This window comes from Paraburkholderia solitsugae (genome assembly GCF_013177695.1).
Classification (GTDB): domain Bacteria; phylum Pseudomonadota; class Gammaproteobacteria; order Burkholderiales; family Burkholderiaceae; genus Paraburkholderia; species Paraburkholderia solitsugae.
In genome coordinates, this window is the sequence record NZ_WOEY01000025.1 from 1 (window position 1) to 25,963 (window position 25,963).

Below are 25,963 nucleotides of genomic sequence, written 5' to 3' on the forward strand. Positions count from 1 at the left end.
CCGCTGCGCGTTTACCCGGCATGCCGATCTTTTCCAGATCCACAGTCGCGAGCGCGGCGGGCGTCGGAAAGCGCCACGCGGTGTTCTCATGCGGATGCCCTTCGATGCGCTCGCCGGCACGCTGCACCAATCGCCCGATGATCGTGGTCGCCGCCTTCACGCTGACCTGCTGGCCGACGATAGCGCGTACCACCAGCTCAAAGCCGGACCACGCGCCCGGTACGCGCAAGCCCGGCACAGCTTCGATCAATGGCGCGAGCCATGGGTCGGCGGCCAGTTCGCGGCCGATCTTCTTCGGATCGGCGTGCAGATCGAACATTCTTGCGATCGGCGCGACGAGCGCGTCGGCATGGCGGCTCGCCGGACCTTCGATGTTCGCGACGATGCAGCGCTTGCGCGGATGCAGGCTCACGGTTAGCGTGCCGCTGTCGCCGGCCCAGTCGATCGCGCGGCGATAGGCACCGTCTTCGACCGCTTCGACGCCGGGCGTCGCACGCCCGCCGAAAAAGCGCAGCAGGCGCGGCCAGTCGAAGGGTGGTTTGAAGGGCAGTTCGAGTGTTGCGACGTCGTCAAGCGTACTCACGCGGCGTGGTCCAGGTTGGTGGTGGTGGCAGCAACGGCCGCGTGCTCGCGGCGATTGGGTTCATCGAGCGAGACACCGCGTGCGTGCTGGGCTTCGTTGTCGAGCAGCGCGGCCTTGCGCGGCAGGCCCCAGCGATACCCCGCCAGCGCCCCGCCCTTTTGCACGACCCGATGACAGGGAATCGCCAATGCGACCGGATTCGTCGCGCACGCGCTCGCCACCGCGCGTACGGCGCGGGGTGAGCCGACCGCTTCCGCGATCTGGGAATAGCTGCGCGTCTCACCGTAGGGAATGCGCCGCAGTGCGTCCCATACACGTTGCCGGAACGCGGTGGCGGCGATATCCAGTGGCAGATCGAAGTCCTGGCGGGTGCCGCGCAGATACGCGTCGATCTGGGCGATGAACGGTGCAAGCCGCGTTGGGTCTTCGACCAGCTCGGCGTTGGCGAACTCGCCGCGCAGATCGTCGGCGAGTATCGCGGCATCGTCGCCGAAACCGATTTTGCAGATGCCTTTGTCGGTTGCGGCTACCAGCACGAAGCCGAGGGAGGTCGGCGCACTGGCGTAGCGCACGGTCAGCCCTGCGCCTTTGCGGCGAAACGCGGACGGCGCCATGCCCAATTCCGCCGAGGCGCTGTCGTACATCCGCGACGGCGAGCCGAAGCCGGCGTCGAGCGTGGCGCGCGTCACGTCCGACCCGCTCTGCAGCGCATCGCGCAACGCGGCGCCGCGTTGCGCAGCCTGATACTGACGCGGCGACACGCCCACCACGCGCTTGAACAGACGCTGCAGGTGGAACGGGCTGACGTGCACCGCGTCGCTCAATTGCGCGAGTGTGAGCCGTTGCTGCGGATCTGCATCCAGCGCGGCGCACGCGCGATTGACGATCTCCAGCTCGCGCGGCAGGCCGCCGGGCTGGCAACGCTTGCAATCGCGATAGCCCGCGGCGCGCGCGGCGTTTGCATCGGTGAAGAACGCGACATTTTCGCGGCGCGGCTGGCGCGACGCGCACGACGGGCGGCAGAACACTCCCGTCGTTTTGACGGCGTAGAAGAACGCGCCGTCGGCCTGCGGCTCGCGGCGGGTGATGGCTTCCCAGCGCTCGGCGTCAGTGGCCCAGTGGGCGGTGCCGACGGCGGGTGCGGCGCCGGTATCGGTACGGTCGGTGCGGTTCATGATGGTCCCGGAAAGGCGGTGTCGATGCTCACCAATGTAGGCCGCATGCGAACACACTACGCCCCGGTTCTTGCTCTGTCATTGCGCTTCCTCGTAGACCTGAGGCCCCGCCAGGCGCTCGTTTCGCCTCAAACTGCGACAATTTGGCACGATATCGGGTTTTCCCTTAAAAAGTTATTGCGTCGCACCAACCCCATGTGTATATTAGTACCTGTCTCCTCCATGTCTCCTCCTGATATGGATTCAGCCCGCTCCACATAGAGCGGGCTTTTTTTCGTCTGATCATTTCTGATCTGTCCCTCGCAGCGGGTTCATCGCCCGCTCTCGCTGTCCCCTTCTTTCTCCTACACTGATGGCTGTTCAACCTTTCTGCGAACCAGCCAAGGGGCGTTCGACATGAGAATCCACATTCGCGAGATTGATCACATCGTCATTCGGGCGTCGAACGTTCCGGAGATGACGCGCTTTTATTGCGAGGTGCTCGGTTGCAGCGTCGAGAAGGAGCAGGCCGATCTGGGCCTGACGCAATTGCGGGCGGGGCGCTCGCTGATCGACCTGTTAAAGGTCGGCGGGAAGCTCGATCACCCCGAAAACGGCGTGCCGGGCGCGGGGCGGAATATGGACCACGTATGTTTGCGTGTTGACCCGTTCGACGCCGAGGCGCTCACGGCGCATCTGGCCGAACACGGTGCAAGACCTGGCGAGGCGGCTTTGCGCTACGGCGCGGATGGGTTTGGGCAGTCGATATATCTGTTCGACCCGGAAGGCAATATGGTCGAGCTCAAAGGGCCACCCGAAGCGTCGCGTGTGACGTCGCTGTAATGGGCGTGGCCGCTGCTTCTCAACCGGTGCAACACGCAGGCGTCAAGGCAGACACGCACCCACAGGCGTAGACGAACTCAGACAGCAGCTGCTACCGGCGCTTTCAGGCGCATCACGCGTTGGCGGGCGCCTTCAATACCGTCCACTCGATCTTCACCGCGTCGGCCTCGGCGCTGCCGAGCCATGCTTCGCCGTCCTGCACGGTGCATTGCAGACGCATGGTTCGTTCGGCGAGCTTGCTGAGCGCGGCGGCGACGTCTTCGCCGAGCGACCATACCGTCACATTGCGCATGCGTTCGACCTTGCTGCGTACGCCTTGCCACCAGATGTCCGACGTGCGGCCGCCATAGGCGATCACGATTACTTCGTTCGAGCGGCCGCTCGCCTTGGCGATGCGCCGTTCGTCCGGCTGACCGACTTCGATCCAGGTTTCAATCGCGCCGGTGAGGTCCTTCTGCCAGAGGTCCGGTTCGTCGATGTCCGACAAACCTTTGCAGAATTCGAGGCGTTCCTGCGCGAACAGCGCGAACGCGGCGACGCGGACCATCATCCGTTCGTCGGTTTCCGAGGGATGGCGGGCGATCGTCAGGGAATGGTCGGCGTAGTAGTGCCGGTCCATGTTGGCGATCTGGAGTTCTGCCTTGTAAATCGTCGATTTGAGAGCCATGCCGTTACTAAACCAGGCGCTCGCTCCACCGGAGCGAGCAGAAAAAGAATCGTCGACGGCGCGTTGCCGTTTTCGGTGTGTGTGGTACATCGCGTGTCCCTCCCGAGCCGGAGACCGGCTGCTAATGCGACTATCGCAAAGGGAGAAGCATTTATCGCGCCACTGCCGACTCGAAAGCGGTGCCATAGACCTCGGAAGCGGCTTCCCGCAAGGCTTCGAGCACGATGGAGGCCGCCGGCGAAAGCAGGTGCGACTGGCGCGTGATGATACCGAATGTATCCATTCTGCACGGTAAATCGATCGGTACCTGCTTGAGAACACCGTACTGTTGGTACTGACGCGCCACTTCATCAGGTAAAACCGCCAACATGTCGCTTTGGAGCAATAAGCTCGAAATCGCCAGGAAATTGTTCGTATTCACCACGTTTTGAGGCGGATTCAGTCCAATCTGCGAAAACATCAGATCAAAGCGATGGCGCAACACGCTGCCCGGCGGGTGCAAAACCCAGCTCGCGTTGACGATTCCCCGCAGTGTCAAACCTGTTTCATTTTCGAGAGGATGGCCGGGGCGCGCCACTACGCACAGCGGCTCGTCGGCGAGTGGTTCGTAATGGACGTCGGCCTTGAACTGGTTTTGCCGCTCCAGTACCCGGCCGATCATGATATCCAGTTCGCCCTCGGCGAGCCTCGGCAACATAACGTCTGATGTTTCCACCTCCGCCCAGATCTGCAACTGGGGATAACGTTCTTTCACGCTGGCGATGGCGCGCGGCACCATCGTCGCGGCGGCCGCGGCGATCACACCGATGCGCACCTGGCCGGCCAGACCGGCGCGCAGTGCCGAGATTTCCTCGTGAGCGTGGCTGAGATTCGAGAGCACCATGCGCGCGTGACGGATCATCACTTCGCCATACAGCGTGGCGTGCATGCCGTGCGGCGTGCGGTCGAACAGGCTCACTTCCAGCATGTCCTCCAGCTCTTTCAGGAGCCGTGACGCGGCGGGCTGGGTCATGCCGAGCACGTCGGCGGCACGCCGGACATTACCCTCCTCTTCCATCGCCGCGAGCAGCTGCAATTGCCGCGTCTTGAGCCGCGCTCGCACGAACCAGTTCGAGTAGCTACGCGTCATGGCCAGTCTCCCTATGCGGCATGAAGCCGTCTGTCGGACGATTTGCCGTCGTTAAGCCTCCATCATGCCATATCGAAATTGATATCGGGGTGGCCTAAAAAGGGATTGGAAAGTTATTGGGGCGGCTCATACCATTCGTGGACTTTCTGAGCTTCCTCACCCGTTTTCTTAGCTGGCGCCCTCCCGTCGATGAATCGCGATCCGCTCGTCCCGCGCGTTACTAGTCCGTGCCGCCATGACATCAATGACGGTTGGGAGACTCTCGTGACCCACGCCCCACCCCAACGCTCGTCCACGTCCGGCTGACACCGGCCGTAAGTTCCCGCGCTGCAAATAAACGAAATCAACGCAGCGTTTTCAATCTTAGGAGACAGGTATGACCAGCACGCTTCGCCGTTTGACGCTATCCGCGATTGCCGCCGCGGCGCTCGCCGCACCTTTTGCCGCACAATTCTCCGCGCACGCGGATCAGCCACTCAAAGTCGGCTTCCTCGTGAAGATGCCGGAACAGGCCTGGTTCATCAACGAACAGAAAGCCGCCACCGCGCTCGGGCAGAAGGACGGCTTCTCGGTGGTCAATATCGGCGCGTCGGACGGTGAAAAAGTGCTGGCCGCAATCGACAACCTCGGCGCGCAAGGTGCCCAAGGCTTCGTGATCTGCGCGCCCGACGTGCGACTCGGGCCGGCGATTCAGGCGCGCGCGAAGCGCTACAACATGAAGTTCGTCACGGTCGACGATCAACTGGTCGACTCCACCGGCAAGCCGTTGCCGAACGTGCCGCATCTGGGCATGTCCGCATTCAAGATCGGCAATCAGGTCGGCACGGCGATCTCCGAAGAGATGAAGCGCCGTGGCTGGAAGCCGGAAGAAGTCGGCGCGCTGCGCATCACGAACTACGAACTGCCGACGGCCAAACTGCGTACCGACGGCGCAACGGAAACGTTGTTGGCCGGTGGCTTCAAGAAGGAAAACATCTTCGATGCGCCGCAAAAGACGACCGATGACGAAGGCGGTTTCAACGCGTCGTCGCCGGTGCTCGCGCAGCATCCGAACATCAAGAAGTGGGTGATCTTCGCGCTTAACGAGGAAAGCGTGCTGGGCGGTGTTCGCGCGACGGAACAACTGCACATTCCAGCAGCGGATGTGATTGGCGTCGGCATCAACGGTGCGGGCGAAGCGTTTGCCGAGTTCCAGAAGAAGGAACCGACGGGCTTCTACGGCACGATCGCCGTGAGTTCGACGATGCACGGCAAGGAGAGCACGGAGAACCTCGTCGAATGGATCAAGGACGGCAAACAGCCGCCCGCCGACACGCAAACCACCGGCAAGCTGATGGTGCGCAGCAACTGGCTGGACGTGCGTAAAGAACTCGGCATTTAAGCGGTATTCGAGTCTGCACGCTGCGGGCCTTTTTCACATTGGCGTTCACACGCATGTCAACGCGAGATCGGCCCGCACAGCTTGTCCACCCGCTAGAGGCTTTCGATGACGGTTTCTCACACTGGCGAAACGGGCCAAGTGGCGCTACCCGCGCAAGCGCCCTCGCCTGCGCTTACGTCGACTGATCCGTATCTGCAACTCGACGGTATCACCGTGCGTTTTCCCGGCGTGCTCGCGCTCGACCAGGTGTCACTCGACGTACGACGCGGCGAAGTACACGGTTTGATGGGCGAAAACGGCGCCGGCAAATCGACGCTGCTCAAAGTGCTGTCCGGCGTGAATCAGCCGGCGGCAGGCAGCTTGCTGCTCGATGGCGTCGAGCAGCAGTTCGTCACCACCAAGGCGGCCATCGCGGCGGGCGTTGCGATCATCTATCAGGAACTGCATCTGGTGCCCGAGCTGACGGTTGCCGAAAACCTGATGCTCGGCGCCCTGCCCAACCGCTTCGGCGTGCTCGATGAAAAGGCGCTGCTTGCACGTGCGGTGCGCGAGTTGGAAAGACTCGGCGAAAAAATCGATCCTGCGCAGCAGGTGAAGAATCTGTCGATCGGTCAGCGGCAGATGATCGAGATCGGCAAGGCACTGATGCGCGATGCGCGCGTGATCGCGTTCGACGAACCGACCAGTTCGTTGTCGTCGCGCGAAACCACGCAACTGTTCCGGATCATTCGCGCTTTAAAGGCCGAGGGCCGCGCGATCATCTACGTCACGCACCGGATGGATGAAGTCTACGAGCTGTGCGATCGCGTGACGGTGTTTCGCGACGGCCGCCGCATCGATACGTTCGAAGCCGGTGATGGGCTCGATCGCGATCGCCTGATCAGTTGCATGGTGGGTCGTTCAATCGCCGACGTGTACGGCTACCGCTCACGCGAACTCGGCGGCGTGCAGCTCGACGTCAGGGAATTGATGGGGCGAGGCTTGCGCGAACCGGCTTCGTTTAAGGCACGTAAGGGCGAAATCCTCGGCTTCTTCGGCTTGGTCGGCGCGGGACGTTCCGAGCTGATGAAGCTCATCTACGGTGCAGTCAAACCGGCTTCCGGCGAGATCGTGCTCAAAGGCAAGCGCGTGCGCTTCGCCACGCCGCGCGATGCCGTGCGTGCAGGCGTCGCGTTGTGTCCGGAAGATCGCAAGCAGGAAGGCATCGTGTCGATCGCGTCAGTGTCGGACAACCTCAATATCAGTTGCCGCCGTCACTTCAGCCGCTTCAACGTGCTCAACGGCCGCAAAGAAGCGCAGACCGCCAAGGAGTTCATTAGCAAACTCTCGATCAAAACGCGCAACGGCGACACGCCGATCGGCACGCTCTCCGGCGGCAATCAGCAGAAGGTGATTCTGTCGCGCTGGCTCGCCGAAGACATCGACGTGTTCCTGATGGACGAACCCACGCGCGGCATCGACGTCGGTGCGCGCAGCGAGATTTACGGCCTGCTGTATGGGCTCGCTGAAGCGGGCCGCACGGTCATCGTCGTGTCGAGCGATCTGGCCGAAGTGATCGGCGTGGCGGATCGCGTGATCGTGATGAAGGAAGGTTGCATCGTCGGCAATCTGCCGAAGGCGCAGGCCACGCCCGATGCGCTGATCAAGCTCGCGCTGCCTCGCTAGGCACGCCGCACTCATCAGGCCACTGAAGGCAACCGAAGCCAATTGAATCGCGCCATCGAAAACGGAATAGACACCATGCACACACCCTCCACCGACTCCTCTCCGCCAGCCGTCGCTTCCGCGGGCCTGGGCGCGCGCGCCGCGCGCACCTGGGACCTGATCAACAAATCCGGCATCGTGATGGTGTTCGTCATCCTGTTCGCGGTTTTGTCGTTCACCGTGCCGGATTTTCTAAGCTCGCGAAACATCCAGGGCCTGCTGCTCTCTGTCACGCTAATTGGTTCGATATCCGTAACAATGATGTTCGTGCTCGCGCTGGGCGAGGTGGACTTGTCGGTGGCGTCGATCGTTGCGTTCGCCGGCGTGGTGGCGTCCACCCTGATCACCGCGACGCATAGCGTGACGCTTGGCATCGCCGCTGGCGTGCTCGCGGGTGGCGCGGTCGGACTGGTCAATGGTGTGCTGGTCGCGCGCTACAAGATCAACTCGCTGATCGTCACGCTCGCGATGATGGAAGTCGTGCGCGGCCTCGCCTACATCACGTCGAACGGCGACGCGGTGATGATTTCGGAGGAGCGTTTCTTCGACCTCGGCGGCGGTGCCTTCCTCGGCATTTCGTATCCGATCTGGAGCAACATCGTCGGCTTCGTGCTGTTCGGTTTTCTGCTGAAGAAAACCGTGTTCGGCAAGAACGTGCTGGCGGTTGGCGGCAATAGCGAGGCCGCCTTACTCGCGGGCTTGCCCGTCACGCGGATCAAGATCACAGTGTTCGTATTGCAGGGCCTCGTGACGGGTTTTGCGGGCGTAATGCTGGCGTCGCGCATGAGTCTCGGCGACCCGAAAACGTCGGTGGGTCTCGAACTCGGCGTGATCTCCGCGTGCGTGCTCGGCGGCGTCTCGCTGACGGGTGGTGTCGCGACGATTTCCGGTGTGCTGGTCGGCGTGTTGATCATGGGCTCCGTGCAGGACGCAATGAGCCTGATGAATGTGCCGACCTTCTACCAATACCTGATTCGCGGCGGAATTCTGCTGCTCGCGGTGCTGTTCGACCAGTACCGCCGCAGCAAGCGCGTGCACTGACGCTGACGCTGACGCACGCCCCGCCCCACATGCTTGCCAACAGGAGATTTCATGGCTGATTCCAACCAGACTAAAAAGCCGCTGCGCAGCCAGGCGTGGTTTGGCCTCAAGGACCGCGACGGTTTTCTGCATCGCTCGTGGATGAAAAACCAGGGTATCCCACACGACGAATTCGACGGACGCCCGGTGATCGGTATCTGCAATACCTGGTCCGAACTGACGCCGTGCAACGCGCATTTTCGCGAGCTCGCCGAGTATGTAAAAAAGGGCGTGCACGAAGCGGGCGGCTTGCCGCTGGAGTTTCCGGTGATGTCGCTCGGCGAAACCAATTTGCGGCCGACCGCCATGCTATTCCGCAACCTCGCTTCGATGGATGTCGAGGAGTCGATTCGCGGCAATCCGATGGACGGCGTGATCCTGCTGGTGGGTTGCGACAAGACCACGCCCGCTCTGCTGATGGGCGCGGCGTCGTGCAACCTGCCTGCGCTTGCTGTTTCCGGTGGCCCGATGCTCAATGGCCGCTTTCGCGGCAAGAACATCGGCTCGGGCACGGGTGTCTGGCAAATGTCGGAGGAAGTGCGCGCCGGGACCATGACGCAGGAAGAATTCACCGAAGCCGAGTCGTGCATGAACCGCTCGCGCGGCCACTGCATGACGATGGGCACGGCGTCGACAATGGCCTCGATGGTCGAATCGCTCGGCATGGGCTTGCCGCACAACGCGGCGATTCCCGCCGTCGACGCCCGCCGGCAGGTGCTCGCGCATCTCGCTGGGCGGCGCATCGTCGACATGGTCCGCGAGGATCTGACGATGGACAAGATCCTCACGCGCCAGGCGTTCGAAAACGCGATCCGCACCAATGCGGCGATCGGTGGCTCGACCAACGCAGTCGTGCATCTGATCGCGCTGGCCAAACGCATCGGCGTTGAGCTTTCGCTGGAAGACTGGGAGCTCGGCTCGAACGTACCGTGCCTGGTGAATCTGCAACCGTCAGGCGAATACCTGATGGAAGACTTTTACTACGCGGGCGGTTTGCCTGCGGTGCTCAAGCAACTCGGCGAACAAGGCCTGCTGCATCGTGAAGCACTGACGGTGAACGGCAAGACGATCTGGGACAACGTGCGCAACGCGCCGAATTATGATGAGAAGGTCATCACGACGTTCGCCGAACCGTTCAAGCCGAAGGCCGGCATTGCAGTGCTCAAGGGCAACCTGGCGCCGAACGGCGCGGTGATCAAGCCGTCGGCAGCGACGCCGCAGTTGCTGAAGCATCGCGGTCGCGCCGTGGTGTTCGAGAATATCGAGGAATTTCACGCGAAGATCGACGACGAATCGCTCGATATCGACGAGCACTGCGTCATGGTGCTCAAGGGCGCGGGGCCTAAGGGTTATCCGGGCTTTGCGGAAGTCGGCAACATGCCGCTGCCGAAGAAGGTGCTGCAAAAAGGCATCACGGACATGGTGCGCATTTCGGACGGCCGCATGAGCGGCACGGCCTATGGCTCGGTGGTGCTGCATGTATCGCCGGAGGCGGCCGCAGGCGGGCCGCTCGCGTTCGTGCAAACCGGCGACATGATCGAACTCGACGTCGACGCGCGTCGTCTGCATCTGGACGTCACCGACGAAGAACTCGCGCGTCGTCGCGCGGCCTGGCAGCCGCCTGCGCCGCCCAACCGCGGCTACTACAAGCTCTACGTCGAACACGTGCTGCAAGCGGACCAGGGTGCGGATCTCGACTTCCTGGTCGGATCGAGCGGCGCGCCGGTACCGCGCGACTCGCATTGATCGCCGTTTGAACGGCTAGACGTTTCTCCCTGCGCTTTGCGAGAAGGCGTATTGCCGATGCGGATCGACAGCCCGCATCGGCTTTTTTATCGGCTTCACCTCATGGGAAAAATGGGCGCAAATAAAAACGGCCGGGCACTCAATGCCCAGCCGCTTTATAACTCGCAGGTTCACAGCCCCCTCGGCTTTTATAGCCGAAGGGTTTACACCGAAATCAAACGCGCCGACGTTTCGCCAGCGCGCTGGCGTTTAGCTTATTGCTTAATAAATCGATCGTTTGCCCAGAGACCCTGCGTATCGCTATTGGCGGAATTCACAAATTCGACATCATGGCCGACCACACGCACAACGCGGAAACTTGAGTTTTCCGGCGTGGAAACGCATTGATATCCAGAGAAGAATTCCTCCATCTTTTGCTGTTCGCCGGCTTGCGCATGTTGATCGGCGGCGTCGAGTTTATCCTTCGACAGGCAGCCATACGCATTGGCCTTGAACTGGATCGTTTGCTGCGGCTTGACCATGGCGTCTTGCGCCTGAACAGAAGCGGCAGCCAAACCCGCGATGGCGAAAACAAGGGCGATTCGCATTTTCATATTTTCCTCCGGTGCGGGTTGAATTACTCAGGTTAGCTATGTATTTAACTTTAACGTCGAACCCGCACCTTGCACTTTAGGAGAACGCGAGAGAACGACAAGCACATCTTGTGTGCGGTCGCAACAGCGGCGAATTGTCGCACCGCCTGTCGCGCCTGCTTAAACCTTAAGCAGCAGCTTAAACAGGGCGGATTGCAACGGATAACTAAAAGACGGGCAGGGCGCACCGCTTTAACCAGTAAAGCTTTGCGGTGCGTATTGGCGTAAACGAGGGGCACCAATTAAGTGAATTAATACAATTGGCGAGCGCATTTGGTGCGTTGCACACAAAGTCATTCACCCGACTAATCAAAAATCACGAAATAACGGTGTATGTGCAGAAGATAAACGGTGCCAGGTCTGCCAGGCGACGCAGCATGGCGTCCCTGGGCGACCTAGACTGGGGTCACGCGCCGTGCTCGTTGGCCTTGAAAAACTCGGACTGGAACATGCACATGCGCAACGCATTGTGATAGCGGCCATTGCCGAAAAACTCCTCGATCAACTCGGCCTCGTGCCGGAAACCACACTTCTCATAGATGTGGATGGCAGCGGTATTCGACTTGTCGACGATCAGGTAGACCTTGCGCAGATTCAGCACCGAAAACGCGTAGTCGATCGCGAGTTGTGTTGCGACGGTGGCATAGCCGCGGCCCTGCGCTTGCGGCGCGATGATGATCTGGAACTCGCCGCGCCGGTGGATATAGTCCAGCTCGATCAACTCGACGACGCCGACGGTTTCGCCCGCGTTGTCGATCGCCACGAAGCGGCGCTCGCGCAGATCGTGCACGTGCTGGTCGTACAACTGGGTCAGCTCAGAGAACGTTTCATAGGGTTCTTCGAACCAGTAACGCATGATCTTTGCGTTGTTGTTCACTTCGTGGACGAAGCGCAGATCGGTGCGCTCGAGCGGGCGCAGGGTCAGTTCGCTGCTGCGTTCGATAGTCATTGGATTCCCCTTCAGAATTATTGGTTTGAGTGCGCAAGCTCAATGTGAGAGCCCAAGCTTGCCTTTCCTGTTAGTCCGGGCTCAGCGCGGGGAGTTCTTGCAACGCCTCGCTCCGGCGTAACGCGTTCTTGCACAGCGCGAGGCGCTGCGCGGGTTCGGCGAGGGCGGGGCGTCGCGTTGTCGCAGGCCGCTTATCGCAAATTTGTGAGGGGCGCGGCACCGTGTGGGCACATGCGGTGCTCTACAATGAAATCAGGCTCTTGCGATGGAGGCTACCGTGATCGAGCACTTGATATTAGGCGCTTTTCTGGTCATCCCGCTGCTTATCGTCGCGTTTCTTTTCTCTGACGAATTGTGGCAAGAACATCGGCATCTGCACGACCACATGGAACCCATGTACGGGAGACCTCGTCGCATTGACTGGCGGCATCCGCTGCGCCGCTCGCGGCATCGGGTTTGAGTCGTTGGGCCGGCTGCCTGCATGGATCTTCGCGCTGCGCGCGTCGCCGTGAGGTGAGGCCGATTCGCGAGCCACTCGCGAGCCAATCAGACCCGCAAATAAAAAAGCCTGCCGTTTCGGGCAGGCTAAAAAGAGATCCACACTCAATGCCTTGCGGGTACAAGGCAGACGCCAGTCTAGCCGCACAGCGCGTTCGGCTGGTTTCACCGGCCATTACACATATTACGGGGCGTGACCAGTTGCGCCGCGCCCGGTGTCAGTCGGCGCGCCAATGGTCGCGGATGCGCTTGGCCAGCGCTTCGAGCGTGGCGGCATCGGCGACATCGCGCGCATGCATGCGCAGTGGCTGTCCTTCCCAGCGCGGGATCACGTGAAAATGCACATGCGGCACCGTTTGCCCCGCCGCGGCGCCGTTGAACTGTCCGATGAACACGCCGTCGGGGCGTAGCGCCGCGCGAACGGCGATGGCGAGCTTCTGCGCCATGCGCATGCAGGCCACCGTCGAGGCATCCGACAACTCGAAAATCTCAACTGCCGCTTCTTTCGGCACGACCAGCACGTGGCCGTCGGCTTGCGGCATCAGGTCCATGAAGGCCAGCGCGGCGTCGCTTTCCGCCACTTTGATGCAGGGTAGTTCGCCGCGCAGAATCTTCGCGAAGGGATTGCTGTCGTCGTAATTCATCACGCGTCCTCTCGGGTTGCGGTGCGGTTCAAGGTGGAGCTGCTGTCGGCCATATTGTCCACTACATCTGTTACATCACGCTTCTACGCCGTGCGCGCTGCGCGTTTGATCGCTTGCGGCGGCTGGCCGAACGCGCGTAGAAAGGCGCGCCGCATCCGTTCGGTATCGATAAAGCCGGTTTCGGCCGCGACGGCTTCCATCGAGTGACGGCCCGCTTCGAGCATGGCGCGGGCCGCTTCCACACGCAGCGCCTCGATGGCCTTGGCCGGCGATTGGCGCGTTTCGTCGCGAAAGGCGCGGCTGAACTGGCGCGGACTCAGATGCGCGACGTCGGCGAGCTGTTCGACCGTCAACGGCTCGCGGAGATGGTTCTTGGCGTATGACAGCGCGTCCTGAATGCGGTCGGACTTCGGCTCCAGGTCGAGCATGGCCGAGAACTGCGACTGGCCGCCGGTGCGCCGGTGGTAGACCACCAGTTTCTTGGCGATGGCGCGCGAGACTTCGACGCCGAGATCGCTTTCGATCAGCGCCAGACACAGATCGATGCAGGCCGTCATGCCGGCCGAGGTCCACACGGTGCCGTCGACGATAAAGATTCGGTCTTCGTCGATACGCGTATCGGGAAAGCGCTGCTGCAAGTCGCGGGCATGGTACCAGTGGGTCGTGGCATTCCGGCCGTCGAGGATGCCCGCTTCGGCCAGCACGAAAGCGCCGGTGCAGATGCTGGTGGTGCGGCGCGAGGCGGCGAGGGCGTCGTTCAAAAACGCCAGCAATCCCGCCGATGACGGCTCGATCTGCATCGCGCCTGTGACGACGACGGTGTCATACGCCGGGTCGCCGAACGCTTGTGTCGCAATCTCGACGCCCGACGAGCTGCGCACCATCCCGCCCTGTTCGGAGATGACTTCCACCTGGTATTCCGGCTGCCCGGCCTCGAGGTTCGCCAGCTCGAACACAGAGATCGCCACCATATCAAGGATCTGGAAGCCGGGAAAAACCACCACGCCGACGCGCTTCATTGCGATGTCCTAAAACGAGGTAAATACGACATTTGAGACAAGAGGCTACGCACCTAGACTTCACTCGTCAACACCGCGATGCCCACAAAAAAGGCACAGCGGCGGCGGTTTCAGTTTTCCCCATTCATCGATCAGGGCTCAGGGGTGACACGCTAAGCCCGCAAGGAGAGCTTTACATGGCAACGCAAGCAAACAAGGGCACAGCATTGATCACGGGCGCATCGTCGGGCATCGGTGCGGTTTATGCGGACCGCCTCGCGCGGCGCGGTTACGACCTGATTCTGGTGGCGCGCGACGTCAAACGCCTGACGGGCGTAGCCGAGCGTCTGACCGCGGAAACCGGCCGCCATGTCGAGACCATCGCCGCCGATCTGACCGTCAAGGGCGACCAGCGACGTATCGAGGAGCGTTTGCGCGCCGACCGCGGCATCACCATGCTGGTCAACAACGCCGGCGTCGGCGCGACGGCGTCGCTGATCGACTCGAATGTCGACGACCTCGACAGCATGATCGAGCTGAACGTGACAGCGCTGACGCGCCTGACGGCAGCGGCCGTGCCGGGTTTCGTGGAGCGCGGCAACGGCGTCGTGATCAATATCTCGTCGATCGTTGCGCTATCGCCGGAGACGCTGAACGGCACCTACAGCGGCACCAAGGCTTACGTGCTGAACCTGACGCAGTCGCTGCATCATGAAGTGGGCGGTAAGGGCGTGCAGCTGCAGGCCGTGCTGCCGGGCGCCACCAGCACCGCATTCTGGGACCGCGCCGGTCTCGCGGTCGAGCATTTGCCGTCACAGATCGTGATGACCGCCGAGGACATGGTGGACGCCGCGCTCGTGGGCCTCGACCAGCATGAACTGGTGACGATTCCGTCCTTGCCGGACGCGGCCGATTGGGAGCGCTTCAACGCCGCTCGCCAGCATCTGGGGCCGAACCTGTCGCACAGCGTGCCGGCTGCGCGTTATACGCGCGGGTCATCGGTGGCTTAGTGTGCTTGATGTTGCCGGGTGCCGCTGATTGGGAGCGCTTCAGCACCGTTCGCCGACATCCGGAGCAGAACCTGTCGCATAAGCTGCCGGCCGTGCGTGATACGCGCGGATCAGCGGGCGGCCGAATGCGTGTCTGGCGAGCGCCTAGCGCCAGTCGGTTGAAACGTCGTCGGGATCGACCAGTGTCAGTCCCGACGACGGCAACGGCAGGGCCGTCTTGTAGCGCACCTGCTTGAGCGCAAAGCTCGAACGAATGTTGGAGATGCCCGGAATCTTCGTCAGATGGTCGACGATGAAGCGCTCCAGCGTCTGCATATCCGGCATCACCACGCGCAGCAGATAGTCGGCATCGCCCGTCATCAGATAGCACTCCATCACCTCGGGGCGCTCCGAAATCGCCTGCTCGAAGCGAGTCAGCGCGTCTTCCACCTGTTTTTCCAGACTCACCTGAATGAACACGTTGATGCGCAGCCCGAGCGGCTCTGGATTCAGCAGTGTGACCTGCTGCTTGAACAGGCCGAGCTTTTCGAGCGCGCGCACGCGGTTGAAGCAGGGCGTGGGCGACAGATTCACCGAGCGGGCCAGATCAGCATTGGTGATGCGCGCGTTCTGCTGCAACTGGCTCAGGATGCCGATGTCGATGCGGTCGAGTCGTCTGGGTGGCGTGGTCATAGAGTAAATATTCTGTGGTGTGGGCCAAATCCGGAATAAATAGCCTATCTCAGTGTGGGATCACAAGCAATTGAGATGCTCATTTTGTGAGCACGTGGTTACCATTGACTCACTCGATCTTGAGCCGAACGCGTTGATGCGGGAGTGGTGCCATGACGGATTTGTCCAGCGGTAGCGAGCAGTTGCGGTCTGTGGATCTCCAGCGCGCGGAACGTGCGGAGCGGGAAGATACCGATCCGCAGGAAACCGCCGAATGGCTGGAAGCGCTCGATGCCGTGGTCGCTCATGTCGGCCGTGATCGCGCGCAGTTTCTGTTCGACAAGCTCGCGGGGCATGCGCTGTCGTTGGGTGTGGAATCGGCGCGGACCAACGTCACGCCGTACCAGAACACGATCCCGTTCGATCAGCAGCCACGCTATCCGGGCAATCTCGATCTCGAAGAACGTCTGGCCGGCGCGCTGCGCTGGAATGCACTGGCCATGGTGGTGCGCGCGAACCAGGCGTACGGCGAACTCGGCGGCCATATCGCGAGCTATGCGTCGGCGGCGGATCTGTTCGAGGTCGGTTTCAACCACTTCTTTCGCGCCGCGGCGCCGGGCGGAGAGGAGGGCACGAGCGACCTCGTGTACTTCCAGCCGCATTCGTCGCCGGGTGTGTACGCGCGGGCTTATCTCGAAGGCTTTCTCTCTGAGGAACACCTGCAGCATTACCGTCGCGAGATCGGCGGGCCGGGGCTGTGCTCGTATCCGCATCCGTGGCTGATGCCGGACTTCTGGCAGTTCCCCACCGGCTCGATGGGCATCGGTCCGATCAACGCGATTTATCAGGCGCGCTTCATGCGGTATCTCGCCAATCGTGGCCTCGTGCAAACGGAAAGCCGCAAGGTGTGGGGCTTTTTCGGCGACGGCGAGATGGACGAACCGGAATCGACCGGCGCGCTCTCGATTGCGGCGCGCGAGGGGCTCGATAACCTCGTGTTCGTCATCAACTGCAATCTGCAGCGCTTGGATGGCCCGGTGCGCAGCAACGGCCGCATCATCGACGAGCTCGAAGCGCACTTCATCGGCGCCGGCTGGAACGTGATCAAGGTGGTGTGGGGCTCCGACTGGGACGCGCTGTTTTCACGTGACCGCACCGGCGCGCTGCTGCGCGCGTTTGCACACACCGTCGACGGCCAGTTCCAGACCTTCTCGGCCAACGATGGCGCGTACAACCGTGAGCGTTTCTTCGGCCAGAACCCGGAGCTTGCCGCGCTCGCCGCGCAGTTGAGCGACGACGACATCGACCGTCTGCGCCGCGGCGGCCACGACGTGCGCAAGCTGCACGCAGCGTATGCGAAGGCGCTCGCGCATCGCGGCCAGCCGACGGTGATTCTCGCGAAGACGATGAAGGGCTTCGGCATGGGCACCTCGGGCCAGGGCCGCATGACCACGCATCAGCAAAAGAAACTCGGCTTCGACGACCTCAAGGCGTTTCGCGACCGCTTCCGCCTGCCGCTCACCGATGAGGACGTCGAACAGGTGAAGTTTTACAAGCCAGCGGACGACAGTCCGGAGATGCAATACCTGCATGCTCGCCGAGCTGCCCTGGGAGGCTATCTGCCCAGAAGGCGGAGAGTGGCATCGAAGGGGCTGATCGTCCCGCCGATGTCCTCCTGGGGGCAATTCGCGCTGGACTCGAACGGTCGCGAGATGTCCACGACGATGGCGCTCGTGCGCATGCTGACCGCGCTGCTCAAGGACAAGGAAGTCGGCCCACGCGTGGTGCCGATCGTCGCCGACGAGGCGCGCACCTTCGGCATGGCGAACATGTTCCGCCAGGTCGGCATCTATTCGCCGCTCGGGCAGTTGTACGAGCCGGAGGACCTCGGCTCGATGCTGTACTACCGCGAGGACACCAAAGGGCAGATTCTCGAAGAGGGGATTTCGGAAGCGGGCGCGGTGTCGTCGTGGATCGCGGCGGCGACTTCGTACAGCGTGCACAACCTGCCGATGCTGCCGTTCTACATCTACTATTCGATGTTCGGCTTCCAGCGGATTGGCGATTTGATCTGGGCGGCTGCGGATCAGCGCGCGAGAGGTTTTCTGATCGGCGCGACATCGGGTAAGACGACGCTCGGTGGAGAAGGCTTGCAGCATCAGGACGGCACGAGCCATCTGGCGGCATCGACGATTCCGAACTGCCGTGCGTACGATCCCGCGTTCGCTTATGAGGTTGCCGCGATCGTCGACGAGGGGATGCGCGAGATGGTCGAAGAACAGCGCGACGTGTTCTATTACGTGACGGTGATGAACGAGAACTACGCGCAGCCTTCGGTGCCGGGTGGGGATTTGCAGGCGCTGCGGGAGGGCATTCTTAAGGGTATCTATCCGCTTGGCGGGGATGCGCAGGCGACAACTTCACCAGTTCAAGCGCAAGCGCAGGTGCAGTTGCTCGGCGCGGGCGCGATCCTCGGTGAAGTCATCGCGGCGCAGCAACTGCTCAAAGACGACTGGCATATTGAGGCCGCGGTGTGGAGCGTGACCAGCTTCACCGAATTGCAGCGTGACGGGATGACGTCGGAGAGAAACGAGCGCCTTGGCGACGCGACAGATGCACCGTACGTCACGAAAGCACTCGAAGCATCGCACGGCCCGATTATCGCCGCGACCGACTATGTCCGCGCGGTGCCCGAACTGATTCGAGCCTACGTGCCGCGCCGCTATGTGACGCTCGGCACGGACGGTTTCGGTCGCAGCGACACGCGTCAGGCGTTGCGCGAGTTCTTCGAAGTGGACCGCAAGTCGATCGTGATCGCCGCGTTGAAGGCGCTGGTGGACGAAGGCGCAATCGATGCGAGCGTGCTCGCCGAAGCACGCAGCAAGTATCGCGGCGATACGCCCGGGGGCGCTGCTTCGTGGCAATGCTGATCAGCCGCTCACCGAGACCTGATTCTTCCCATCGCGTTTCGCTCGATACAGTCCGACGTCGGCGGCTTCGATCAACGTCGTCACCGGTTCGCTTGCGGACGGCACGATGTTCGCCGCGCCGATGCTGATCGTTACGACGCCCGCCGCCGATCCTGCATGCGGGATCGCGAGCCCTTCAATTGCGAGGCGGATTTTCTCGGCAAGCAAGCGCAAGCCACCCGATGACGTCCCTGGCAACACCACCGCGAACTCTTCACCGCCAAACCGCGCCGCGAGATCGGGCGAACGGCCCAGACACGACTCGACGGTGTGCGCGACGCGTTTAAGCACTTCGTCGCCAGCGACATGGCCATAGGTGTCGTTGTAGGCCTTGAAGTTATCCACATCGATCATCAAAAAGCCGAGTGCGGTCTTGTCGCGCGTGCCGCGACGCCATTCGGCGGCCAGGTACTGATCGAGATAACGGCGATTCGACAAACCCGTCAACCCATCCGAATGCGTGAGCCGCTGCAGTTCCAGATTGGTCGCGAGCAACTGCTGTTGCGACTGACGCAGCGCCTGATAGGCCTCGTCGCGCTGCAGCAGGTTCAGATATGAGCGCGAGTGATAGCGAATCCGCGCGATCAACTCGATGCGATCCGGCAGCTTCACGAGGTAGTCGTTGGCGCCGGCGGCAAAGGCCGCGCTTTTCACCAGCGGCTCTTCCTTGGTCGACAGCACGATGATCGGAATATCACGCGTCGCCGGATTTTGCCGGTATTGCCGCACGAGGGTGAGGCCGTCGGTGCCGGGCATCACGAGGTCCTGCAGGATCACCGTCGCGCGGGTTTCCTCGGCGCAGCGCAACGCCTCTTCAGGTGACGCGCAGTAATGGAAGTCGACGCTCGCTTCGTCGGCCAGCGCCTGGCGGACCGCCTCGGCGATGATCGCCTGATCGTCGACCAGCAACACCATGATCGGGCACTCGGCCGCGGGTGGATTGCCGAGGATGCGCGCTAACGCGTCATCGATGGCGCTATTGGGTGCGTCCTCCGCGTATGCCTGCGCGTTCGCATCGTGTTCTGCGAGTTCCTGCGCGGTGGTGGCCTGATGCGGTTTCGGAGTGTCCATGTTGGTCAGCCAGAATGAATGTCAATGAGTCGTAGCGGGCTAATGTGCAGCTAGTGTGCGCCTACCGGGTCTTAACGCGCAGCGACCGCGGCCGCGAGTGCAGCGGCAATACGCGGCAGAGGCAGGATCGCGGCGGCGGCATCGAGCGCCGCGGCCGCCTTCGGCATGCCGTACACGGCGCAGCTAGCTTCGTCCTGTGCGATCGTGTGATAGCCCTTGGTACGCATCGCCTTGAGGCCGATCGCGCCGTCGCGGCCCATGCCGGTCAGCAGCACACCGATTGCCCGCGCATGCCAGCGTGCCACGACACTATGAAAAAACACGTCGACGGAAGGCCGGTAGGGCGTTTCAGCCGGCACGTTCGTGTAGCCGAGCACGTTGGGCAGCTTCAGGTGCAGATGATCGTCGGTGGCGGCGAGCAGCACGACGCCTGCTTGCGGCCGGTCGCCTTCGCGGGCGATCCGCACCGGCAGCGCCGATTGCTGGTTGAGCCAGTCGGCCATGCCGACGGCGAATGCCGCGTCGACGTGCTGGACGATAACGACGGCCGCCGGGAAATCCTTCGGCAAGCCGGCGAGCAGTGTGGCGAGTGCCGCCGGCCCGCCCGCCGAAGCGCCGATCGCAACCAGCGGCGTGTCGCGATTCGTCGCGCTTTGGGGCGGCGCCGCAGCCGTCGCGCCAGGCGCGTTGCGCTCGGTGACCAGCGCAGCGATGCGGTCGATCTTCGCGATCAGGGTGGCGATGCTCTTGTGCGCGTCCGGGCCGCTCAGCGAGGGGGTATCCACCGCATCGAGCGCGCCCGCGCCCATCGCTTCGTAGACCCGCCACGCGTTCGCGCCCACGTCGACGGTCACGATCAGGATCGCGCACGGCGCGGTCGCCATGATGCGGCGTGTCGCCTCGATGCCGTCGACATTCGGCATCACCAGGTCCATCAGCACGATGTCGGGCCGCTGCGCGGTGCAGAAATCGACCGCCTGTTGGCCGTCCTGCGCAACCCACAGCACCTCGTAGTCGTGGCGCGCCGCAAGCGCGCGGCGCAGCGCCTCGACGGCGAGCGGCAGGTCATTGACGATTCCGATTTTCATTCGTTTTACCCGTGGGCTTAACCGTAAGCTTCGCCGATCAAATCACGCACTGCATCGAGCAGTGCTTCGTCATGAAAACTGCCTTTCGCCAGATAGTAATCCGCGCCTGCATTCAGGCCGGCGCGGCGGTCCTCTTCACGATCCTTGTACGAGACGATCATCACAGGCAGCGCTTGCAGTTGCGGATCGCGCTTGATGAGCGTGACGAGTTCGATGCCGTCCATCCGCGGCATGTCGATGTCGGTAATCACGAGGTCGAAGCGCTCGCTGCGCACCGCGTTCCAGCCGTCCATGCCGTCGACGGCGATCGTCACGTCGTAGCCGCGCGTCGCCAGCAGCTTGCGTTCGAGTTCGCGCACGGTGAGCGAATCGTCGACCACCAGCACGCGCCGCGTGACGCGCCGGGCGGCGAGAGCGGCGCCGTGCTGCGTATGTTTCAGATCGCCGCCTGCCACAAGCCGTTCGACCGAGCGCAGCCAGTCGTCGACGTCGGCGATCAGCACCGGGTCGCCGTTTTCCATCAGCGCGCCGGCGGTGATGTTTCGGATCTTGCCGAGGCGCGGGTCGAGCGGCTGCACGACCAGCATTCGCTCGCCGAGGAAGCGATCGACCACCACGCCGTAGGTCTGCGCACCGTCGCCGATCACGATCATGCTGACAGTATCGGTTTCGTTGGCCGGCGGCGCAGTGTCGAGGATCTGATGTGCGGTGACGACACCGATGCGGCGGCCGTCGAAGGCAATGTGCTGATGGCCTTCGAGTAATTCGATCTCCGCGCGGCTCACGTGCAGCGTGCGATTCACATGCGCGAGCGGCACGGCGTAAGGCTCGCCCGCGACTTCGACGAGCAGGCTGCGGATCACCGAGAGCGTGAGCGGCAACTGCAACTGCACGCGCGTGCCGAGGCCGGGTTCGTGCGTGATGCGCACCGTGCCGCGCACGCGCTTGACGACGTTATGCACCGCATCGAGTCCGACACCGCGGCCCGAGACCTCGGTGACCTGATCGCGCAGCGAGAAACCGGGCAGAAAGAGGAATTCGAGCAGTTCGGTCTCGGACAGGCGCGCGGCCGTTTCCGCGCTCGCCAGTTTTTTGCGGACGATCGAGGTGCGCAATGCGTCGAGGTCGATGCCCGCGCCGTCGTCGGTGACGGTGATGAGCAGCGCGCCGGCGGTGTGGCGCGCGTCGAGCGTGAGCGTGCCTTCTTCGGGCTTGCCGTGCGCGAGGCGTACAGCAGGCGCTTCGATGCCGTGGTCGAGCGCGTTGCGCAGCATGTGGCCGAGCGGCGCTTCGAGCAGATCGAGAATGTCGCGGTCCACCTGGGTCGATTCGCCGACCAGTTGCCAGCGCACCTTCTTGCCGAGCGAACGTGCGACGTCGCGCACCATGCGCGCGAGACCGCTGGTGCCGTCGCCGAAGGGGCGCATCCGGCATTGCAGCGCGGCATCATAAAGCTGCTGCGACAGATGCGTCGAGCGGCGGTCGAAGCTTTCCAGATCGGCCAGACGCTCGGCGAGCAGATGCTGCGATTCCGCCGTGAGGCGGCGCAATTCTTCGAGCGCGGCGTGCGCGCGCGGGTCGAGCTTCAGGTCGGCGAGCGTTTCGTGCAACTGATCCAGCGCGCGCGAGCCGTCGCGTTGGACGCGCTTGACCCGCAGCATGGATTGCGCGAAGGGTTTGAGCCAGCGTGATTCGACCAGCGATTCACCGGATAGGGACAACAGCCGGTCGAGGTTGTCGGCGCGTACGCGCAGCATGCGGCCGGGGTCGGTTGCCGGGGTGCTTGCTTCGTTCGAGGTGGATGCGGTGGCGGCGGTGGCCTCAGAGGCGCTCGCAGGAACGGACGCGGTTGCAAAGTCGGACGCTGAGGCGCTTGTAGGAGAAGATTGGGTTGCGGAGGCGGGCGTGGACCCACTTGCAGTCGTGCTGGCCGGTGCGGTTGAGGCCGACGTCGCTTCGGCGCGCAGGGCGTTGGCTAGCAGATTGAATGCGGCGTCGGCGTCGTGATCACCGGCGGCGGATGCGGCTTGCGGCTCGGTGGCTACGCTGGGTGCAGATGCAAATCCGGCGATGCGCGCAGGACTCGCAGCAGGCGCAGAGGCAGCCAGCGGCACGGCATCCCGCCGCATTGCCGCCCCATGCGGCACGACACCCGCCATACGCGCTTGCAGCGACGCCACGCATGCGCTCACGGCGTCACGCGCCGACTCGTCCTCATGATTGCCGATGCGCGCAACGATATCGACACCGCGCAGCAACTCATCGATCCACGCGGCGTCGAGCAACGCGCGCCCTTCCTGCGCCGCGACGAAGCAATCTTCCATCGCGTGCGCGAGTTCGACACCGACCTGCACACCGACGATGCGCGCCGCGCCCTTCAGCGAATGCGCCGCGCGCATGCAGGCCTCGAGCGCGGCGGCATCGCGCGGCGCGCGGTCGAGGGCGAGGAGGTCGTCGTTGAGCACGCGTGCCTGGGTCCGCGCTTCTTCGCGGAAGAGATCGATCAGCGACGGGCGGCGCGGGTCGTCCGTCATCCGAGACTCCGGTTCAAGGTATCGAACAATGCATCGGCGTCGAGCAGGCCGACCGTCATACCGCGCCACGGGGCCACGGCGCGCGTATGCGCAGCGGCAGCGTGTGACAGCGTCGCCGGCGGCGGGCAAAAGGTGGAGACCGCGATCCGATGCACGCCGTCGACCTGATCGACGGGCAGCACAGCATGCTCTTCTGCGCGCGCGACCACGAGCAAACGCGGCAGATCGTGACGCGCTTTATCGTCGGCCGCGCTGGTGTCGGCCTCGAAACCCAGCAGATGCGCGAGCGACAGGCACACCAGCAAGTCGCCCTGCACATTCACCACGCCCAGTACCGCGCGATGCTGCCGGTGCGGCAACGTATGAATCGGCCGAGTCTGCACGATGCGCTTGAAGATTGGCGTGGGCAGTCCGAGCCATTCGCGGCCGATACGAAAGACGAGGAACGACTCGCTCGCACCTTGCGGATCATGTCGTTGCTGTTGCGCCGGTGTGCGGGCGTCATGCTGCGCGAGGTCCACGAGCGGAATCGGCCGTTCCAGCAATTTCGCCGCAGCCGCTTCGAACACGGGGCAATTCAGACAACGCACGTATTCGACCAGCCGCTCGCACGACGAATCACCACGCACGCCGATGCGGTTCCAGCAATCGTCGAAGGTCACCGTGCGGTCTTCAACCACGTTGCGCTCCCTGTGCGCGCGACGCGCGGTCCATCAACAGACGCGCGCCGTTGCGATCGCCTTCGAGTTCGAGCAGCGTCGCCAGATGCGCGAGCGCTTCGCCGTGCTGCGGATCGAGATAGAGCGCCTTGCGATACTGGCCGCGTGCGAGGTTCGTATCGCCGCTGGCGTCGGCCAGCACACCGAGCAGGTAGAACGCCTCGGCGTGCGGTGCGTGCTGTTCCAGATAGACGTTGATCGCGTTCGCGGCTTCCGTCAGACGGCCCGCGTCGGCCAACGCGTGCGCGGCTTGCAGCGTATCGCGTGCGGCGTTGGTGGGCGAGGTGATCTGCGGCTGCGTTAGATCTTGCGATTGCGACGTGGGTTTCAAGGGGTCGGCCGGGCGTCCCGACATGCCGTTAAGCGGTGTGTGCGGCGGCATCTCGTTGAGTGTCGCGTGCCGCGGCGTACCGCTGGAAAACGTGAGCGGTAAGTTAGCGTTAAACGATGTGCGCGCAACCGGATCGGGCCACGCGAAAGGCGCTGCTGAGAACACCTGCAGCGGCGCGAGCGCGGGCACGGGCGAATGCGCCATCGCGAGTGCCGCGGCGGTGGCGAGCGGCGCGGTGTGCCAGCCGTTGAGCTGCGCTTCAGCGGGCGTGGCGCGGTGGAATGCGAACGCCAAAGGAATCTTCGCCGACTGCATGCCGTAACGGATCAACAGCCCGGTTTCCGCAGGACCGACGAACAGCGTGCCGTTTTCAGCCAGCACGTTGTTGAGCGCATACAAGGCCCTTTGCTGTGCGTCACGGTCGAAGTAAATCAGCACGTTGCGGCAGAACACGAAGTCATAGATGCCGAGCGCCGTGGCATCGAGTTGCATCAGGTTGGCGCGCGAAAACCGGACTGTCTCGGCGATGCGCGGCGCGAGACGCCAACCGTCTTCGGCGCGCGTGAAGTGGATGTCGCGAAACGGGAACGCGTTGCCGCGAAACGAGTTGCGGCTGTACACGGCGCGCTGCGCGACGGCCAGCGAGCGCTCGCTGATATCCATGGCGTCGATGCGCAGGTGCGCGGCGTCGATGCCGGCATCGAGCAGCGTCATCGCGATCGTGTACGGCTCTTCGCCGGTCGAGCAGGGCAGGCTGAGAATTCGCAGCGGCAGCGCGGTGCCGCGCTCGTCAAGGCGTTCGTGCGCGAGACGCGCGAGTGCCCTGAACGCGTCGGCGTCGCGGTAGAACCAGGTCTCCGGCACCACCACCGTTTCGACCAGCGCCTGCATGATCGAGGGCGACGCTTGCGCGGCATCCCAGTAGTCGGAGAGCGTGGCGCTGGCGTGACCGTCCTCGCACCAGGCCGCGGCGCGCTGATCGATCGCGCGCTCGATCGCGCTATGACCGAGCGATGCTGCATCGAGCCCAATGGTTCGATGCAGCAGATCGACGAAGCGTCGATAGAGCGGCGCGTTGTCGTGATGCGCGTTCATGCGTGCGCCTCGGGAAACAGCAGCGCTTTGACGTCGTCGGGCAGCAGATGCTCGACGCGAATCCATTGCACCAGACCACCTGCTTCGCTGGCGACCGGGCCCAGATAGCGCGCGTGCGGCATGTCGATGCCGGCATCATGAAACGCGTCGCTGTTCAGACGGATGGTGCGCGTTGCGCCTTCGAGCAGGAGCGCGAGCAGGCGCACGGTGCCCGCATGCGGATAGCGCACCAGCACGACACGCGTCGACATCAACTGCGCGGCGGGACGGCCGAGCGCGAGCGCCGGCAGATCGATCACCGGCAGCGGTGCACCTTCGTGATCGAGCACGCCCGCGACCCACGACGGCGCGCCGGGGATCGTCTTCGGCGGCGACTGCGGCGTGAGCGGCATCATGCGCTCCACCTGCGTCGCGTCGATCACGTAGCGCTCGCTATCGAGCGTGAAGAGGATGAAGAGCATCGGCGTGGACGTGGGCTGAGGTGGAG

At 63.2% G+C, this 25,963-nt stretch carries 23 protein-coding genes; 8 read left to right on the forward strand and 15 right to left on the reverse strand.

The genetic code is table 11. The annotated features are described in order from the left end of the window. Positions 1-583 (reverse strand): DNA 3-methyladenine glycosylase 2 (locus GNZ12_RS06150; protein ID WP_172309506.1); only part of this gene is annotated, 583 nt, incomplete at its 3' end. Next, entirely contained in the window at positions 580-1,758 is a 1,179-nt protein-coding gene (gene ada, locus GNZ12_RS06155) for a bifunctional DNA-binding transcriptional regulator/O6-methylguanine-DNA methyltransferase Ada (protein ID WP_172309507.1), read from the reverse strand. The genes GNZ12_RS06150 and ada, both read right to left, overlap by 4 nt. A gap of 396 nt (positions 1,759-2,154) precedes the next feature. Between ada and GNZ12_RS06160 the strand changes: the two genes are divergently transcribed. Continuing rightward, a complete protein-coding gene (locus GNZ12_RS06160) occupies positions 2,155-2,580 on the forward strand; it encodes a VOC family protein (protein WP_172309508.1) in 426 nt (141 codons plus the stop codon). Between the two features lie 112 nt (positions 2,581-2,692). Here GNZ12_RS06160 and GNZ12_RS06165 read toward each other — a convergent pair whose 3' ends face one another. Both GNZ12_RS06165 and GNZ12_RS06170 read right to left on the reverse strand, forming a co-directional pair. Next, positions 2,693-3,247 carry a YaeQ family protein gene (locus GNZ12_RS06165; RefSeq protein ID WP_172309509.1) on the reverse strand — a complete coding sequence of 185 codons (555 nt, stop codon included), beginning with the start codon at positions 3,245-3,247 and terminating at the stop codon, positions 2,693-2,695. Between the two features lie 151 nt (positions 3,248-3,398). Beyond that, complete coding sequence (locus tag GNZ12_RS06170; RefSeq protein ID WP_172309510.1) at positions 3,399-4,376, reverse strand: LysR family transcriptional regulator; 978 nt, start codon at positions 4,374-4,376, stop codon at positions 3,399-3,401. A 376-nt stretch (positions 4,377-4,752) separates the two neighbouring features. On the opposite strand from GNZ12_RS06170, the gene GNZ12_RS06175 reads away from it, so the two are divergent. The 4 genes from GNZ12_RS06175 to GNZ12_RS06190 all read left to right on the forward strand — a co-directional run bounded on the left by GNZ12_RS06175 (position 4,753) and on the right by GNZ12_RS06190 (position 10,287). Next, the gene (locus tag GNZ12_RS06175; protein ID WP_172309511.1) at positions 4,753-5,757 is read left to right on the forward strand and encodes an arabinose ABC transporter substrate-binding protein; all 1,005 of its coding nucleotides are present in this window, start codon (positions 4,753-4,755) and stop codon (positions 5,755-5,757) included. A gap of 105 nt (positions 5,758-5,862) precedes the next feature. Beyond that, a complete protein-coding gene (araG, locus tag GNZ12_RS06180) occupies positions 5,863-7,422 on the forward strand; it encodes an L-arabinose ABC transporter ATP-binding protein AraG (protein WP_235993616.1) in 1,560 nt (519 codons plus the stop codon). A gap of 75 nt (positions 7,423-7,497) precedes the next feature. Continuing rightward, complete coding sequence (gene araH, locus GNZ12_RS06185) at positions 7,498-8,502, forward strand: L-arabinose ABC transporter permease AraH (RefSeq protein WP_120302717.1); 1,005 nt, start codon at positions 7,498-7,500, stop codon at positions 8,500-8,502. Positions 8,503-8,553: 51 nt separating this feature from the next. After that, on the forward strand, positions 8,554-10,287 hold the full coding sequence (locus tag GNZ12_RS06190) for an IlvD/Edd family dehydratase (RefSeq protein WP_172309512.1): 1,734 nt from the start codon (positions 8,554-8,556) through the stop codon (positions 10,285-10,287). Positions 10,288-10,541: 254 nt separating this feature from the next. Here the strand turns inward: GNZ12_RS06190 and sap1 are convergent, their stop codons facing one another. Then, a complete protein-coding gene (gene sap1, locus GNZ12_RS06195; RefSeq protein WP_172309513.1) occupies positions 10,542-10,880 on the reverse strand; it encodes a surface attachment protein Sap1 in 339 nt (112 codons plus the stop codon). A 445-nt stretch (positions 10,881-11,325) separates the two neighbouring features. Further along, positions 11,326-11,868, reverse strand: a complete 543-nt coding sequence (speG, locus tag GNZ12_RS06200; protein ID WP_172309514.1) for a spermidine N1-acetyltransferase — start codon at positions 11,866-11,868, stop codon at positions 11,326-11,328. 277 nt (positions 11,869-12,145) lie between these two features. Between speG and GNZ12_RS45240 the strand changes: the two genes are divergently transcribed. Beyond that, a complete protein-coding gene (locus GNZ12_RS45240; protein WP_328805959.1) occupies positions 12,146-12,328 on the forward strand; it encodes a hypothetical protein in 183 nt (60 codons plus the stop codon). 256 nt (positions 12,329-12,584) lie between these two features. Here the strand turns inward: GNZ12_RS45240 and GNZ12_RS06210 are convergent, their stop codons facing one another. Then, the gene (locus tag GNZ12_RS06210) at positions 12,585-13,010 is read right to left on the reverse strand and encodes an HIT family protein (RefSeq protein WP_172309516.1); all 426 of its coding nucleotides are present in this window, start codon (positions 13,008-13,010) and stop codon (positions 12,585-12,587) included. 83 nt (positions 13,011-13,093) lie between these two features. Beyond that, positions 13,094-14,029 (reverse strand): GlxA family transcriptional regulator, encoded by a 936-nt coding sequence (locus GNZ12_RS06215; protein ID WP_172309517.1) that lies wholly within the window; start codon positions 14,027-14,029, stop codon positions 13,094-13,096. Between the two features lie 176 nt (positions 14,030-14,205). On the opposite strand from GNZ12_RS06215, the gene GNZ12_RS06220 reads away from it, so the two are divergent. Continuing rightward, positions 14,206-15,018: an SDR family NAD(P)-dependent oxidoreductase gene (locus tag GNZ12_RS06220; RefSeq protein ID WP_172309518.1), complete on the forward strand. Its 813-nt coding sequence runs from the start codon at positions 14,206-14,208 to the stop codon at positions 15,016-15,018. Between the two features lie 144 nt (positions 15,019-15,162). On the opposite strand, the gene GNZ12_RS06225 is transcribed toward GNZ12_RS06220, so the two are convergent. Beyond that, entirely contained in the window at positions 15,163-15,690 is a 528-nt protein-coding gene (locus tag GNZ12_RS06225; protein WP_054037036.1) for an Lrp/AsnC family transcriptional regulator, read from the reverse strand. 152 nt (positions 15,691-15,842) lie between these two features. Here GNZ12_RS06225 and mdeB point away from each other — a divergent pair, with 152 nt between their 5' ends. After that, a complete protein-coding gene (gene mdeB, locus GNZ12_RS06230) occupies positions 15,843-18,599 on the forward strand; it encodes an alpha-ketoglutarate dehydrogenase (protein ID WP_172309519.1) in 2,757 nt (918 codons plus the stop codon). Here the strand turns inward: mdeB and GNZ12_RS06235 are convergent, their stop codons facing one another. The 6 genes from GNZ12_RS06235 to GNZ12_RS06260 form a co-directional block, all read right to left on the reverse strand. After that, complete coding sequence (locus tag GNZ12_RS06235; protein WP_172309520.1) at positions 18,600-19,709, reverse strand: diguanylate cyclase; 1,110 nt, start codon at positions 19,707-19,709, stop codon at positions 18,600-18,602. 71 nt (positions 19,710-19,780) lie between these two features. After that, positions 19,781-20,797 (reverse strand): chemotaxis response regulator protein-glutamate methylesterase, encoded by a 1,017-nt coding sequence (gene cheB, locus GNZ12_RS06240; RefSeq protein WP_172309521.1) that lies wholly within the window; start codon positions 20,795-20,797, stop codon positions 19,781-19,783. 17 nt (positions 20,798-20,814) lie between these two features. Further along, the gene (locus GNZ12_RS06245) at positions 20,815-23,331 is read right to left on the reverse strand and encodes a hybrid sensor histidine kinase/response regulator (RefSeq protein ID WP_172309522.1); all 2,517 of its coding nucleotides are present in this window, start codon (positions 23,329-23,331) and stop codon (positions 20,815-20,817) included. Beyond that, positions 23,328-24,011, reverse strand: coding sequence for a chemotaxis protein CheW (locus GNZ12_RS06250; RefSeq protein ID WP_172309523.1), 684 nt, complete (start codon positions 24,009-24,011; stop codon positions 23,328-23,330). The genes GNZ12_RS06245 and GNZ12_RS06250 overlap by 4 nt, the downstream gene beginning before the upstream one ends. Then, a complete protein-coding gene (locus tag GNZ12_RS06255) occupies positions 24,004-25,476 on the reverse strand; it encodes a CheR family methyltransferase (RefSeq protein WP_172309524.1) in 1,473 nt (490 codons plus the stop codon). The genes GNZ12_RS06250 and GNZ12_RS06255 overlap by 8 nt, the downstream gene beginning before the upstream one ends. Beyond that, positions 25,473-25,937: a chemotaxis protein CheW gene (locus GNZ12_RS06260; protein WP_172309525.1), complete on the reverse strand. Its 465-nt coding sequence runs from the start codon at positions 25,935-25,937 to the stop codon at positions 25,473-25,475. Before GNZ12_RS06260 ends, GNZ12_RS06255 begins: the two co-directional genes overlap by 4 nt. Positions 25,938-25,963 lie beyond the last annotated feature (26 nt).